The organism is Aliivibrio fischeri (genome assembly GCA_038993745.2).
GTDB classification, from domain to species: Bacteria; Pseudomonadota; Gammaproteobacteria; order Enterobacterales; family Vibrionaceae; genus Aliivibrio; species Aliivibrio fischeri_B.
In genome coordinates, this window is sequence record CP160629.1 from 424,412 (window position 1) to 438,817 (window position 14,406).

Genomic DNA, 14,406 nt, shown 5'->3' on the forward strand with positions numbered 1-14,406 from the left:
AAATACAAGTTTTCTATAGGTAGATTCGACGTGATTATTATTAGATATTTGATCAAGGAGACATTAAAGAGTCAATTTGCGATCTTTTTTGTACTTTTTTTGATCTTCATGAGTCAAAAATTTATTAGTGTGTTAGCTGACGCATCAGACGGGGATATTCCTGGTGGTTTAATTCTTTCTCTTGTGGGATTGAATATGCCAGCTATGGGACTATTGATGCTGCCGCTTAGTATATTTATTGGTATTTTGCTGACATTTGGCCGCCTTTATGCGGAGAGTGAAATCACCGTAATGAATGCAACGGGGATGGGAAACTCCATTCTAATTCGAGCGGCATTATATCTTGCGTTAATTACAGGTGCTGCTGCTACTTTTAACTCACTTTGGTTATCTCCTTGGAGCCAAGAAAAAACGACACAGCTAATGGAAACTGTCGAATCTGATGCTGGTGTCGACTTGTTGCAAAAAGGACAGTTTCAACGCTCTCCAGATGGAAAAGCCGTCGTATTTATTGATGATATTAGCAATAAAAATGGCAAAGAACTGCACCACATATTTTTAGCACAACCTGTACCCATGATTCTTTACGCCCAAGTGTATTGGTTGCAGATAAAGGGGTAGTGAAAGAGCTTAAAGATGGTCGTCAGGTGTTAGAGCTTCAGGATGGAACTCGTTATGAGGGGATCCCAACTCGTCTAGATTACTTAGAGAGTAATTTTAAGTCTTATGAAGTTCTGATTGGACAAAAAGAAGTTAAAGAAAAACGTCGTGATTGGGATGCTATTCCAACGCTTGATTTAATGAAGCGTCCAGAATTAGAAGCGAAAGCAGAATTGCAATGGCGTATCTCTCTCATTATTTGTATTCCATTACTGACAATGGTGGTTGTACCTCTGTCTGCCGTAAACCCTCGTCAGGGACGTTTTGCTAAGCTTGGGCCAGCAGTATTGCTTTACTTAGCTTACTTCTTATCATTAAGTGCGGGTAAATCAGCGATAGAAGATGGTGGCCTTGCTCCTTCGATTGGTCTATGGGCAATTAATGCAACATTGTTGTTAGTTGGTATTGTTCTTAATTCCATGGACAGTGTTTTTGTTAGACAAATAAAAGATAAAATGCGGAGAAAACCAAAGAATGTTTAAGATTTTAGATTGGTATATTGGCCGTACGATTATTGCCACCTCAGCTCTATGTTTGGTGACGTTAGTTGGTTTATCTTCGATCATTAAATACGTAGAACAATTACGAAAAGTAGGGCGAGGAACTTACGATTTACTTGATGCATTGTATTTTGTAATTTTAAGTATGCCTCGTGATATTGAGATGTTTTTCCCAATGGCTGCATTACTTGGGGCTTTAATCGGTTTGGGTATGCTTGCGGCTAGTTCTGAATTAGTCGTTATGCAAGCGGCGGGTTATTCAAAGTTAAGCATCGGTGTTTCAGTGTTAAAAACGGCAATCCCATTAATGCTAATGGTAATGGCATTAGGACAATGGGGCGCACCTCAAGCACAGAAAATGGCTCGTGATTTACGTACTTTTGAAGTTTCAGGCGGTAATATTGCAGCGGTAAGAGCTGGCGTATGGGCAAAAGATGCTGATGATTTCATTTATTTAGCTCGAGTAGAGAATAAAGAAAAGCTGTATGGCGTAACGGTTTGGCAATTTAATGATAATCAAGAGCTAAATAACGTTATTTTTGCACGTACAGCAACCTATCAGGCCGCTCAAGATGACTGGAAAATGAATGATGTATCGATTACTCAAATGAAAGATAAGGCTGTGATCAGTGAAAAGAAAATCGATTCTTTAGATTGGTCAACAACCTTAACGCCAGACAAATTAGCAGTCGTAACCGTGAAACCAGAAGAGCAGTCATTAACTGGGCTTTATGATTACGTTAATTACTTAAAAGATTCAGAGTTGGATGCGTCACGTTATGAATTGGCTTTCTGGCGTAAAGCACTGCAGCCAATTTCGGTAGCGGTAATGATGCTACTTGCTCTGTCATTCGTATTTGGTCCATTGCGAAGTGTGACCATGGGCGCTCGTATTTTATCTGGTGTGATTGCAGGCTTTACGTTTTATATTTCTAATGAAGTATTTGGACCAATGACCTTGGTGTATAACATACACCCCATATTCGGGGCACTAGGGCCAAGTTTGGTCTTTTTAGCCGTGACTGTCGGTTTGTTAAATAGAAAATTATAATATTTAATTAAATAAAAAGGAGATGCACTAAAAGTGTATCTCCTTTTTTTTGTATTTAATTTTGGTACTTAGTACTAAATCGCTTTATCTAAAACAACAACGCGTGTTTTTGCCCATGTATCTTGGAAGGCGGAGTTATCGTGAGAGATAAATACTAATAAGTTGCCTAAACCAAATGCCGATGTGGACATACGGATAATAGCTTGGGTTAGTGTGATAGGGGATCCATCAAGTTGTTGTACTTGTAGTTTCCATGCTCGCATTCCAAGAGTTTGGCCTTTACACCAAAAGTAAGCAAAAAAGCCAACGAAAACAGAAACAAGAGTAACAGGGTAAAGGTTACGCCATAGTGGGTCGTGATTGAGATAAGAACTCACATCTGGAAATTCACCGTAACTAATAATGCCTGCGCCATAAAGCATTTCAAGCGTCGCCACGATAGCGCCACCAGTTAACATCATCACAGCACTAATGATTAAGGTATCGTAAAACCATGCTCCCATGCGGCGCATAAAGCCAGCTTGTTTTTGAGTGTTCATTTTTTCTTCCATAAATTAAAAAACTGACAGCAGTATAACGACTGTGAGGGAAAAAATGAAAATCAGATTGTAAATAAGTGCTGCTTATTTCAGCAAACAAAAAACTAAGAGTAATAAAGAGCTTGCGCCAAGATCATCTCTGAGTATAATCAATCACATCAAGCAGCAATGCTGATAAAGCCGGTATGGTGAAATTGGTATACACGACGGATTCAAAATCCGTTGCCTTCGGGCGTGGCGGTTCAAGTCCGCCTACCGGTACCATATTTAAACGATAAAGCCTCGATGAAAATCGGGGCTTTGTTGTATCTGGAGAATGGAAATTTAATTATCCACTTCTTATTAAAAAGCCCCAACCTAAGTCAGGGCTCTAGTACTAGTATTACTAGCCAAAAGCGTTACTGGTTTTCGTTAAGCTTTGCTTTTGCTTCTTCAACTTTAGAAAAATCTAAACCTAGCTCTTCAACAGCTTCTTTAATTAAAGCAGGGTTACTCATTACTAACATCATCAATGGCTGTAGTTTCTCTTGTGGAATACTAAGAGACTGAATGGTTGCCATTGCTGCGAATGGGTTCTGTGTTAGTGTTTGGAACACTTCTGCGATTTGTTCATCGCTTACATTATGTTCTTTTAGTGTTTGAATAATTGGATTCATTTAAATATGCCTTAATAATTATTGGAATTGGTATTAAAGATAATGACTTCCTAAAATCATTAACCAAGTAAAGCCTGCAAAGCACAGAGCGACGAATACAGCCGCAGAACCAATATCTTTGGCTCTTCCACTTAATTCGTGGTGTTCTGGCCCTATACGGTCAACTACCGCTTCAATAGCTGAGTTTAAAAGCTCAATCATAAAGATCAGAACAAACACACCGACTAATAAGATTTTTTCAACGACAGTGACATCCAGCAGTAAAGCGATAGGCGTGGCAATCACTAACATAGCAAATTCTTGGCGAACGGCTGCTTCATGTTTGAATGCGGCTTTTAATCCTTGGATTGAGAATCCAGTAGCTTTAATAATGCGTTTGATCCCAGTGTTCCCTGGTTTACCTGATGGTACGTCTGTCATGATGTAGCCTTAACGATATACATAATACAAAGGAGTGGGGTATGGTAGTGCTGAGATTAAGAAATGACAAGCATAAAAAAAGCCTCATCAGATGATGAGGCTTTTTAATGTGGCTCCCTTTGCTGGACTTGAACCAGCGACATACGGATTAACAGTCCGCCGTTCTACCGACTGAACTAAAAGGGAATTGTATGGTGCCTCGAGGCGGAATCGAACCACCGACACGAGGATTTTCAATCCTCTGCTCTACCGACTGAGCTATCGAGGCAAAAGAATGGTGCCGACTACCGGAGTCGAACTGGTGACCTACTGATTACAAGTCAGTTGCTCTACCTACTGAGCTAAGTCGGCACACTATATTCTTATGCTGTTACTGATGTTTCTTCAGTAACTAAAACCTTGTTATAAACAAAGCTTTAAAATGTGGCTCCCTTTGCTGGACTTGAACCAGCGACATACGGATTAACAGTCCGCCGTTCTACCGACTGAACTAAAAGGGAACAGGTTTTGTTTTCTTCTTTTAAGGGAAGAAATGGTGCCGACTACCGGAGTCGAACTGGTGACCTACTGATTACAAGTCAGTTGCTCTACCTACTGAGCTAAGTCGGCACGTATTTTTTATTAATCTTTAGGTGAAAGATTAAATTGTTTGGCTCCCTTTGCTGGACTTGAACCAGCGACATACGGATTAACAGTCCGCCGTTCTACCGACTGAACTAAAAGGGAATTGTATGGTGCCTCGAGGCGGAATCGAACCACCGACACGAGGATTTTCAATCCTCTGCTCTACCGACTGAGCTATCGAGGCAAAAGAATGGTGCCGACTACCGGAGTCGAACTGGTGACCTACTGATTACAAGTCAGTTGCTCTACCTACTGAGCTAAGTCGGCACACTATATTCTTTTGACTATTCGTGATTTAGAGTTTAATTATAAACTTAAAACAACACCAACAATCTTATTGTATGGTGCCCGGAGGCGGAATCGAACCACCGACACGAGGATTTTCAATCCTCTGCTCTACCGACTGAGCTATCGGGCAACGAGCGCTATTAAACGGATTTTTACCCTCAGCGTCAACTTTTTTTTCAAAATAGTCCGTTTTTTTGATTGTTTGATTGAATATTCAGCGAATGGCCTGTTTTATGGTTAAAACTTTCCCGAATTAAACTCTTTTTTAAAGGCGGTAACTTTTTCTAAGTAGCGTCTGGCCTCTGCATTTTTGTGCTTTTTGGTTAATGCCCAGTACACTTGATTGGGTTGTAGACTGTTTATGTTATTGATTGCACGACTTCTGCTGCTACTAAATGTATTAAATACGCCTCCAGCGCCACCATTGTAGGCGGAGATCATGCTGTATTGTTTTGATGTTGGGTGACGAATGTCTTTTAAATAACGCGTTTTTAAAATATGAAAGTAAGCCGTTCCCGTATCAATATTATTGTAAGGATTAAATAAATACTCAGGAGTTGGATCTCCTGATTTGTTTTTAACTAACTTAAATACATCACGACCAGCTGTTTTTGGTACAACCTGCATTAAACCATAAGCATTAGCCCAACTTACCGCATACGGGTTAAAACTACTTTCAGTTCGAATGATTGAATAAATGAGATCTTCAGGAATATCATATTTTAATGATGCTTTACGTACGATATCAGCATACTTGTATTCTCGGAGTTGAGTATGGTTTTTTACCATTGGAATATCGACGTAGTATGCTTTTTTATAATCGACATTTTTTTGTTTTAAATGATGTGCAATTAAATAATCTGCGTAACGACTGGCACGCCATGACCATTCAATTGGTTTTTTATCTTGATCTAAGACTTGTTGATATAAGAAGGGTTTGCCACCTAAGGTAACATCAGCATCAGAATAAAGGTCAACACTGGCAGGGTCTTCCGGTGTCAAAAGGGTGGTAATGATGGCTTGACGTAAATGCGCTTTAGGGTCAGTACCAGCAACCGTTTCGACGGTAACTCGACCATTAGTAAAATCCACTTGAGAGCGGCTTAAATACCCATCAGTGTATTTTACATAGGAGCGCTTACCAGCAGTAACAAGGTTTTTCTTACCCCAACGTTTTTCGATATTGCCATTGAAACTACTTATTAAACTATCTAATGCTTTAATATCTTTGGTGAATTGTCCAGGGAGTGGAGCTAGATTTTTAGCAAAGCGGTTGGTTGTATCGTAATTTACACCAAAAGTAGATTCTATTGATTCTCGACTACAACTGGTAAGCAGAAGACAGGTCGAGGCGATCAGTATAATTTTTTTCATAAAGGCAATATAGATTGAGAACTCGATAATAAGGTTAACGGCAGGTTTAACTTTGACTTAATAGCATAAAATTAAAGCAGCCAAATGACTGCTTTAATGTAAAAGTGATTATTCACTTGGAGGAGTGTAACCATCGATAACAACATCTTTGCCATCAAATAGGAAACCTTCCATTTCTGTTTCTAGAAGCTTACGGTGCTCAGGATCCATCATGTTCAACTTCTTTTCATTGATCAGCATGGTTTGTTTGTGTTGCCATTGCCCCAAGCTTCTTTGGAGATGTTGTCAAAAATACGCTTACCTAGTTCACCAGGGTAAAGTTGAAAATCTAGGCCATCGGCTTCTTTATTTAAACGAACGCAAAACACAGTGCGGCTCATGGTTATTCTCCATTAGAAATTTCGTACGGTAGGGCATCCAATAATTTTTGAACTGGTGCAGCTAACCCGACCGTCATCGGTTGAGATAAGTTATACCAAACTCCACGCGTTCCTTCCATTATCATGTTCGGTTTCTTCGCAAGAGTGATAAGTACAGGGGTAATATCAAGATGGTAGTGGCTAAAAGTATGGCGAAAAGCGATTAACTGTTGTTTTGATGCTACTTTAAAACCATAGTCTTCTGATAACTCATCAAGTGTATTTGTTGGTTGTTCGGGAAAACAAAATAATCCTCCCAAATGCCACTTTGTGGTCTCTGCTCTAACCAAACTTCGCCATCATGATAGTAGATAGCAAACCACGCTTCTTTAACTGGTTTCTCTTTCTTTGGCTTTTTGGTCGGAAAGTCTAATTGTCTATCTTGGACTTTTGCTTGGCAAAGATCGTTTACTGGGCACAACTCACATTTAGGTTTGGAGCGTGTACATACCATTGCTCCCATATCCATCATTGCTTGGTTATAGCGCTCAACACCTTGCTTTGGAGTATGAGTTTCAGCCACCGCCCACATTTCATTCTCAACGCTTTTTTTACCTGGCCAGCCTTCAATTGCGAAACAGCGAGATAATGTTCTTTTAACGTTACCATCAAGAATTGGATGATGCTGTTGCAAAGAAAGCGATAAAACAGCGCCGGCTGTTGAGCGACCAATACCAGGAAGTGCAATCACATCATCAATATTTGTAGGGAAAACACCATTATATTGTTCAGCAATGATTTGTGCCGTTTTATGTAAATTACGAGCACGAGCGTAATAGCCTAGCCCTGTCCATAAGTGAAGAACTTCATCTTGCTCGGCATGTGCTAAATCAACGATTGTTGGAAATCGTGTCATGAAGCGTTCGAAGTAAGGGATAACGGTAGTGACTTGGGTTTGTTGTAGCATTATCTCCGATAACCATACTTTATAAGGCGTTTTTTCTAACTGCCAAGGCAGCGTTTTTCGACCGTAATTATCGTACCATTCTAAAATAGCTTGAGAGAAAGACGTCATGACATGCTCATTCATTTTTATAATTCTAGAGATTGCACCACACTGTGATGAGTTTGTACACCCGATAGAAAGTAAGGATATATATTTGCTTTGAAGGTAAACCAATCGTAATTGTGTGTTAGATAAATTAAGTCTAAAGCGATTTATAATGGGAAAACGAAAGATAATACTTGAACACTGGGCTAAACTTTGGATAATGCCGGATCCACAATCCTTGTTCAGAGAATAACCAGGCAATCCAATCATGACTGAAGTGACTAAAAATGATTTTACCGAAGAAGGTAAAATTGTTCGTAAAATCCGTAGCTTTGTTCGCCGTGAAGGGCGTTTAACTAAAGGCCAAGAAGGTGCTATCCAAGAATGTTGGCCTAGCATGGGTATTGATTTTGTAGAGCAAATGCTTGATTGGAATGAAGTGTTTGGTAACAACAATCCAGTTGTTCTTGAAATCGGTTTTGGTATGGGCGCATCTCTTGTTGAGATGGCTAAAAATGCTCCAGAGAAAAACTTCTTAGGTATCGAAGTTCACCGTCCAGGTGTTGGCGCATGTCTTGCGGCAGCAAAAGAAGCTGGCGTAACTAACTTACGTGTTATGTGTCATGATGCAGTTGAAGTATTTGAATCAATGATCCCTGATTCATCTGTAAATACTCTACAACTTTTCTTCCCTGACCCATGGCATAAAGCGCGTCACCATAAGCGTCGTATCGTTAAAGCTGAGTTTGCTGAGATGATCCGTCCTAAGTTAATCCAAGGTGGTATCTTCCACATGGCAACTGACTGGGAAAATTACTCAGAGCATATGATTGAAGTTATGAATGCTGCACCGGGTTATGAAAACATTGCCACTGATGGTGATTTCATTCCTCGCCCAGATGAGCGTCCATTAACTAAGTTTGAAGCTCGTGGCCACCGTTTAGGTCATGGTGTTTGGGATATTAAATTCCGTCGTAACGCATAGTTAGTATTGTCGTAATACAACATAATTAAAGCCAACCTGAGTGTTGGCTTTTTTGTCCTTGCTGTCAAAAGGAAGTAGAAATAATGAAGCCAACAAAACAAATACTCGAAGATATTTTGGATGAAGTTCGTCCTCTTATTGGTCAAGGTAAAGTTGCTGATTACATTCCTGCTCTTGCTTGCGTTCCTAATGATAAGTTGGGTATTGCAGTATTTACCAATGATGGTGAAATGCTCACAGCAGGTGATGCGACAGAGTGTTTTTCTATTCAATCTATTTCAAAAGCGCTCAGTTTGACGTTGGCGATGGAACTGTATCAACCAGAAGAGTTATGGCAACGAGTTGGTAAAGAGCCTTCTGGACAAGCATTTAATTCTCTTATTCAGCTTGAGATGGAACAAGGTGTGCCCCGCAACCCCTTCATAAATGCTGGAGCGATTGTTATTTCAGATATGCTGTACAGTCGCTTTTCTGCTCCAAAGCACCGATTATTAGAGTTTGTTCGTAAGCTCTCAGGTAATGACCATATTATTTATGATCGCGTGGTGGCTAATTCAGAAATGGATCATAGTGATCGAAATGCTTCTATTGCTTATTTAATGCGTTCATTTGGTAACTTCGATAATGAAGTGATGTCTGTCTTAAAGAACTATTTTCATGCATGTGCATTGAGTATGAACTGCGTGGATTTGGCTCGTACTTTTGGTTATTTAGCCAATAAAGGTATTCAACCAGGGATCAGTGAGCCTATTGTTACTCCAATGCAATGTAAGCAAATTAATGCATTAATGGCGACTTGTGGTTTATATGATGGTGCAGGTGAGTTTGCTTATCGTGTTGGTATGCCAGGAAAGTCAGGTGTTGGTGGTGGCATTATTGCTATCGTTCCTGGCGAAATGACTATTGCAGTATGGTCTCCAGAGCTTGATCCATCAGGGAATTCGCTTGCAGGTACTAAAGCATTAGAGCTGCTTTCAGAACGTATCGGACGTTCGATATTTTAAGATAAGAGCTAGGTTAAGGACGGTCGCAAGCTCCCTAAAGGTTTCAGGAAAAGATTCTTTGCTCTTACTGAAACCTTTAAGCGAAGCGAACTGAAGCTGGCTCTTAATCCTCATCCCCCATGAACGCTTCCAACAAATCATTCAAAAACAACTTACCATGCTCTGTGATTTGCCAGTGCGTTTCGGTTTCATCGAGATACTTTTTCTCTTTCGCCCAATCGATGGTTTCTTGAATGGTGTCAAAACCTAAGCCTGTTGTATCTAAGAACTCTTGCTTTGGACACGCTTCTAATAGACGAAAACGGTTCATAAAGAATTCGAAAGGTCTATCGTGATCCATTACCTCTTGCTCATCGATTAAATAAGGTTTTGTTAGATCTAGAAATCCGCGAGGATGCTTAATTTTCGTGGTTCTAACAATACGGCCGTCAGCGAAACTCAATTTACCATGGGCACCACAACCGATACCAAGGTAGTCACCAAAGCGCCAATAATTTAAGTTATGGCGACACTGATAACCTACTTTACTGTAGCCAGATATTTCATACTGAACATAACCTGCTTTGGCAAGCATCTGATGACCTTGCTCGAAAATATCCCATAGGTCGTCGTCGTCAGGCAATGTTGGTGGCTTATAGTAAAACACGGTATTTGGTTCAATGGTTAATTGATACCAAGACAAATGAGGAGGATTAAGATCAATAGCTTGTTGTAAATCAGACAGTGCATCCTCAATACTTTGGTTTGGTAAACCGTGCATAAGATCGAGGTTGAAGCTGTTTAGTTGTGCTTCATGAGCAAGATGCGCAGCTCGAATCGCTTCATCTTTACCGTGAATTCGACCAAGCTTTTCTAGTTTTTCTTGCTGAAAGCTTTGTACACCAATAGAAATACGGTTAACGCCCGCTTGTCGATATTCAACAAAGCGACCCGCTTCAACGGTTCCCGGATTGGCTTCCATTGTGATCTCAATATCATCAGCAAATGGAAGGCGCTTTTCAACTTCACTTAGTAGTCGTTTTATCTCAGGAGCAGTGATTAGGCTTGGTGTACCACCACCAATAAAAATAGAATGCAGCTTACGTGGTTCACTTTGCATATCATAACGAGCAAGATCCGTATCAAGATCATCAATCAAGGCTGAAATGTATTGAGCTTCTGGGATCTCAGTTTTTAAAGCATGAGAGTTAAAGTCACAATATGGACATTTCTGAATGCACCAAGGAATATGAATATATAGGCTTAGAGGTGGTGGAATAAGCATTACTTACTGACCTTCTTTTAATGCTGCAAAGAGCTTTTTCAGAGCTTGGCCACGGTGAGATAGTTGTTTTTTACGTGCAGGTTCAAGTTCAGCAGATGAACAGTTATCTTCACTTACCCAGAAAATAGGATCATAACCGAAGCCGTTTTCACCTTTTTGCTTTGTCGTGATATGACCTTCCCATGTTCCATGACAAATCAATGGTGTTGGATCGTTTTCATGTTTCATCAGAACTAAAACACAATGGAAGCGAGCTGTACGTTTTTCAGCAGGAATGCCTTCCATCGCGGCGAGCATTTTATCAATGTTCTTTTGATCCGTCGCTCCTTCGCCAGAATAACGAGCAGAATAAACACCCGGTGCGCCATTTAGCGCATCAACTTCTAAACCTGAATCATCAGCAATAGCAGGTAAGCCCGTTTCTTTTGCTGCATGACGCGCTTTGATGATGGCATTTTCAATGAATGTTGTGCCTGTTTCAGCTACATCAGAGACGTTATATTCACTTTGTGCTACTACATCAAAACCAAAATCCGCTAGGATGTCGGCCATTTCACGAACTTTACCTTGGTTGCCCGTTGCTAATACGATTTTACTCATAATGGTTCTCTTACTCTTCTACGTAAAACTTTTGGTTGAACTTTAACTTGCCTGCGCCTTTAGTGCCAGCAGAGACATCAATATCAAAGCGAAAGGTTTCTTCATTAGTTATAGGCAATTCAGCAATATAGTAAATGGCATTTTGTTCTTTGATTTCTTTAAAGGTCAGTTGTTTGGTTTGACCTAATAGATTCTTTGCACTACCTGATATGTTTGCTGAAATTGCTGGCTTTCCTGCTTGAGATGTATCTAAGACGCTGATATTTAATAACGCATTGTAACCAGAGCGTTTCAGTTGATAAGCCCGAGCTACTTTTGGTGTTAAGAATGTGGAGTTGAATGCCGAGTAGTGTACTTCGACATTTTTTATTTGTACAAATTGTCCTGCAAAACTGGGTAAACTAAAAATAAACAGTGACAACAGTAATAGCGTTTTTTTCATATTACTTTCCTTATAAAAATGACTTCCATATAAAAAAGCCGAGGGTTAACTCGGCATTAATCGTTATTTTTATACTAACAGCTGTTGGATTTCATTCGGTATGAGCTCAGGGGAGTGAATTCGAACTTGTTTGTGTCGATTTAGTTCGCCTTTTTCTACCGTAATTTTTCCTTTAGCGACTTTGAATAATTTGGAGAAGTACTTAATTAAATGCGCATTCGCTTTCCCATCAACAGGAGGAGCAGTAATGGCAATTTTTAATTCTTCACCGTGTATTCCAACTATCTGATCGCGACTGGCTTTAGGTTGTAAATACAGTCGTAAGATCAGATCGTCTTTATCATATTTAACTGGCATAGCGAGATTACAAGCTGTACCAGATTGGGCCAATTAAATCGCCCATTAAGAAGTTAGTAAATTGAAGAACGATAAATAACACTAATACACTTAAATCCAGTCCACCCATTTGAGGCAAGATCTTACGGATTGGAGAAAGCATAGGTTCTGTTAATTGGTGCATTACGTATTCAATTGGGCTACGACCTTGGCTAACCCAGCTTAAAATTGCACGAACTAATAAGATCCAGAACAGTAAACCACCAGCCGCTTTAGCAAGTGCGATTAAACCGATAAATAGAAATTCAGGGCCAAATGCGATGCCACCAGAAACTACAAGTTGTAGCGCAACAAATTTAACTACACACAATACATAAGCAAATAGTACTGTTGCTAGATCTAAGCTACCGATGGATGGGATCACTCGACGTAGAGGAGATACGATCGGTTGAGTTGCTTTAACAATAAATTGTGAGAATGGGTTATAGAAATCCGCTCGTGCCATTTGTAACCAGATACGTAAAATCACGACCATGATGTATAGATCAAAAACGGTTGAGATTAAAAAGCTCATTGCATTCATAGTATGTTTAACCTTAGAAATATCAGAATTTAGTTGGCTTTATGAATCTTAAAATAAAGATTCCATTTCTTCTGCACGAGAAACGGCAGCTTGCATTGCTTTTGCTACGATCTCTTGCAGTTGATGTTCATTAAACGTGCGCAGTGCTTCTGCGGTCGTTCCACCCTTTGAAGTGACTTGCTCACGCAGTGTTGATAATTGTGTTTCTGGATTAGCGACAACCATTTCAGCAGCACCAAGAGCCGCTTGTTGTACAAGTTGACGAGCAGTTGCTTCATCAAAACCCTGATTAATGGCTTCTGCTTGCATTGCTTCCATAAATAAAAAGAAATACGCAGGCGCACTTCCTGCCGCTGCAATTACCGAGTTTATTCCGGATTCTTGCGCCACCCAACACACTTCACCGACAGCGGAAAGTAAATCGCTTGCGAAGCACTTGTCTTGTTCATTTATGTGCTCAACAGCAAATAAGCCACTCATGCCTTTGCCTACTAATGCAGGAGTGTTTGGCATTACTCGAACTAGATTGAGTTCACTAGCAAACATTTCATTTAAACGTTTTGCTGAAATACCAGCAGCAATGGAAATCACTAACTTATTTGAAAAATCAATTTGCTGTAGAGGCTCTGCAGCCATTGCCATCATTTGTGGTTTTACAGCGAGAACAATCACATCAGCTTGCTGTGCAGCTTGTAAGTTATCTGTGCTGGTGTGGATACCGTAACATTGAGATAAATGGTCTAGTTTTTCAGTACTAGGGTTAGTTGCCGTGATTTTATCTTTTGGATAACCACTGCTAATTAGACCCGCAATAATTGAGCGAGTCATGTTACCTGCACCAATAAAAGCAATATTGCGATGTTCCATTTCTATTCCTTTTAGGGTCAATAGACCTTAGTTGTTGTGAGCATATGATATCAATTTGTTTTACTTGAAATTGATAGCAGATATTATTCTTTGTTTTTATAATCTCTAGCGCCAAAAATGGCAGTACCAATACGCACCATGGTTGAACCTGCTTCGATTGCAGCGTCCATGTCACCACTCATACCCATAGATAGGGTATCGACTTGAGGGTATTGTGCTCGTAATTGGTTTTGAATGGAAGTAAGTTGTTTAAATGCCGCTAATTGCTCAGCATAATTAGAGACATTTGCCGGGATAGACATTAATCCACGCAAGGTTAGATTTGGCATTTTATTAATGGTCGCGGCAAGCTCCATTACTTCTTCCGCTGTCGTACCAGATTTACTCTCTTCTGAACTAGTATTGACCTGAATAAGTACATTTAGTTCGCCTAGTTCGGAAGGACGTTGGTCATTTAAACGTTGGGCGATTTTAAGGCGTTCTACTGAGTGAACCCAATCAAAGTGTTCTGCAATTGGGCGTGTTTTATTCGATTGAATTGGACCAATGAAATGCCACTCAAGAGAAGTGCTAGGGTGTTGTTTTTGAAAGTATTGAACCTTCTCTATACCTTCTTGGACATAGTTTTCACCAAAAATACGTTGGCCAGCTTCTATCGCTTGTTCGAGTAACTCGATAGGTTTCGTTTTACTTACTGCCAGCAATTGCACTGAATCGGGGTTTCGACCACATTTTTGAATGCTATTCTCTATTTGATGAGTGATTTGATTGATATTTTGCTTAATACTAGTCATAGAAACGAT

Annotated in this window: 14 protein-coding genes, 10 tRNA genes and 3 pseudogenes; 5 read left to right on the top strand and 22 right to left on the bottom strand. The window is 40.0% G+C overall.

The features are described 5' to 3' along the window. The first annotated feature begins 30 nt into the window (after positions 1-30). A pseudogene (gene lptF / locus AAFX60_002075) lies at positions 31-1,142 on the top strand (LPS export ABC transporter permease LptF). After that, a complete protein-coding gene (lptG, locus tag AAFX60_002080) occupies positions 1,135-2,211 on the top strand; it encodes an LPS export ABC transporter permease LptG (GenBank protein ID XDF78021.1) in 1,077 nt (358 codons plus the stop codon). The pseudogene lptF and the gene lptG overlap by 8 nt, the downstream one beginning before the upstream one ends. A gap of 74 nt (positions 2,212-2,285) precedes the next feature. On the opposite strand, the gene AAFX60_002085 is transcribed toward lptG, so the two are convergent. Then, entirely contained in the window at positions 2,286-2,750 is a 465-nt protein-coding gene (locus AAFX60_002085; protein ID XDF78022.1) for an RDD family protein, read from the bottom strand. A 179-nt stretch (positions 2,751-2,929) separates the two neighbouring features. On the opposite strand from AAFX60_002085, the gene AAFX60_002090 reads away from it, so the two are divergent. Further along, a tRNA-Leu gene (locus AAFX60_002090) sits at positions 2,930-3,014 on the top strand. A gap of 134 nt (positions 3,015-3,148) precedes the next feature. Here the strand turns inward: AAFX60_002090 and AAFX60_002095 are convergent. From AAFX60_002095 to mutY, 14 genes and pseudogenes are all read right to left on the bottom strand, one after another. Next, positions 3,149-3,406: a DUF2999 domain-containing protein gene (locus AAFX60_002095; protein ID XDF78023.1), complete on the bottom strand. Its 258-nt coding sequence runs from the start codon at positions 3,404-3,406 to the stop codon at positions 3,149-3,151. 33 nt (positions 3,407-3,439) lie between these two features. After that, entirely contained in the window at positions 3,440-3,826 is a 387-nt protein-coding gene (locus AAFX60_002100) for a diacylglycerol kinase (GenBank protein ID XDF78024.1), read from the bottom strand. Between the two features lie 110 nt (positions 3,827-3,936). Then, positions 3,937-4,012 (bottom strand) — tRNA-Asn (locus AAFX60_002105). Between the two features lie 6 nt (positions 4,013-4,018). Continuing rightward, positions 4,019-4,094 (bottom strand) — tRNA-Phe (locus tag AAFX60_002110). Positions 4,095-4,101: 7 nt separating this feature from the next. Beyond that, a tRNA-Thr gene (locus tag AAFX60_002115) sits at positions 4,102-4,177 on the bottom strand. A 73-nt stretch (positions 4,178-4,250) separates the two neighbouring features. Beyond that, positions 4,251-4,326, bottom strand: a tRNA-Asn gene (locus AAFX60_002120). Positions 4,327-4,359: 33 nt separating this feature from the next. Then, positions 4,360-4,435, bottom strand: a tRNA-Thr gene (locus AAFX60_002125). 41 nt (positions 4,436-4,476) lie between these two features. Beyond that, positions 4,477-4,552, bottom strand: a tRNA-Asn gene (locus AAFX60_002130). A 6-nt stretch (positions 4,553-4,558) separates the two neighbouring features. Beyond that, positions 4,559-4,634: transfer RNA gene (locus tag AAFX60_002135), tRNA-Phe, on the bottom strand. Between the two features lie 7 nt (positions 4,635-4,641). Next, positions 4,642-4,717, bottom strand: a tRNA-Thr gene (locus tag AAFX60_002140). 75 nt (positions 4,718-4,792) lie between these two features. Beyond that, a tRNA-Phe gene (locus AAFX60_002145) sits at positions 4,793-4,867 on the bottom strand. A gap of 108 nt (positions 4,868-4,975) precedes the next feature. Beyond that, positions 4,976-6,112 (bottom strand): membrane-bound lytic murein transglycosylase MltC, encoded by a 1,137-nt coding sequence (gene mltC, locus AAFX60_002150; protein XDF78025.1) that lies wholly within the window; start codon positions 6,110-6,112, stop codon positions 4,976-4,978. 108 nt (positions 6,113-6,220) lie between these two features. Continuing rightward, positions 6,221-6,492 (bottom strand): annotated as a pseudogene (locus tag AAFX60_002155) (oxidative damage protection protein). A gap of 2 nt (positions 6,493-6,494) precedes the next feature. Beyond that, a pseudogene (gene mutY / locus AAFX60_002160) lies at positions 6,495-7,546 on the bottom strand (A/G-specific adenine glycosylase). A gap of 244 nt (positions 7,547-7,790) precedes the next feature. Here mutY and trmB point away from each other — a divergent pair. Both trmB and glsB read left to right on the top strand, forming a co-directional pair. Next, positions 7,791-8,507: a tRNA (guanosine(46)-N7)-methyltransferase TrmB gene (gene trmB / locus AAFX60_002165; GenBank protein ID XDF78026.1), complete on the top strand. Its 717-nt coding sequence runs from the start codon at positions 7,791-7,793 to the stop codon at positions 8,505-8,507. A gap of 83 nt (positions 8,508-8,590) precedes the next feature. Further along, the gene (gene glsB / locus AAFX60_002170; protein XDF78027.1) at positions 8,591-9,511 is read left to right on the top strand and encodes a glutaminase B; all 921 of its coding nucleotides are present in this window, start codon (positions 8,591-8,593) and stop codon (positions 9,509-9,511) included. Positions 9,512-9,614: 103 nt separating this feature from the next. Here the strand turns inward: glsB and hemW are convergent, their stop codons facing one another. From hemW to AAFX60_002205, 7 genes are all read right to left on the bottom strand, one after another. Beyond that, positions 9,615-10,775 carry a radical SAM family heme chaperone HemW gene (gene hemW, locus AAFX60_002175; protein ID XDF78028.1) on the bottom strand — a complete coding sequence of 387 codons (1,161 nt, stop codon included), beginning with the start codon at positions 10,773-10,775 and terminating at the stop codon, positions 9,615-9,617. A gap of 3 nt (positions 10,776-10,778) precedes the next feature. Beyond that, a complete protein-coding gene (locus tag AAFX60_002180; GenBank protein XDF78029.1) occupies positions 10,779-11,375 on the bottom strand; it encodes an XTP/dITP diphosphatase in 597 nt (198 codons plus the stop codon). Positions 11,376-11,385: 10 nt separating this feature from the next. Beyond that, positions 11,386-11,817 carry a DUF4426 domain-containing protein gene (locus tag AAFX60_002185; GenBank protein XDF78030.1) on the bottom strand — a complete coding sequence of 144 codons (432 nt, stop codon included), beginning with the start codon at positions 11,815-11,817 and terminating at the stop codon, positions 11,386-11,388. A gap of 69 nt (positions 11,818-11,886) precedes the next feature. Next, on the bottom strand, positions 11,887-12,174 hold the full coding sequence (gene yggU, locus AAFX60_002190; protein ID XDF78031.1) for a DUF167 family protein YggU: 288 nt from the start codon (positions 12,172-12,174) through the stop codon (positions 11,887-11,889). Positions 12,175-12,181: 7 nt separating this feature from the next. Next, complete coding sequence (locus AAFX60_002195) at positions 12,182-12,736, bottom strand: YggT family protein (protein XDF78032.1); 555 nt, start codon at positions 12,734-12,736, stop codon at positions 12,182-12,184. Positions 12,737-12,784: 48 nt separating this feature from the next. Beyond that, complete coding sequence (gene proC, locus AAFX60_002200; protein XDF78033.1) at positions 12,785-13,603, bottom strand: pyrroline-5-carboxylate reductase; 819 nt, start codon at positions 13,601-13,603, stop codon at positions 12,785-12,787. A gap of 83 nt (positions 13,604-13,686) precedes the next feature. Further along, a complete protein-coding gene (locus tag AAFX60_002205) occupies positions 13,687-14,397 on the bottom strand; it encodes a YggS family pyridoxal phosphate-dependent enzyme (protein ID XDF78034.1) in 711 nt (236 codons plus the stop codon). Between the last annotated feature and the right edge of the window lie 9 nt (positions 14,398-14,406).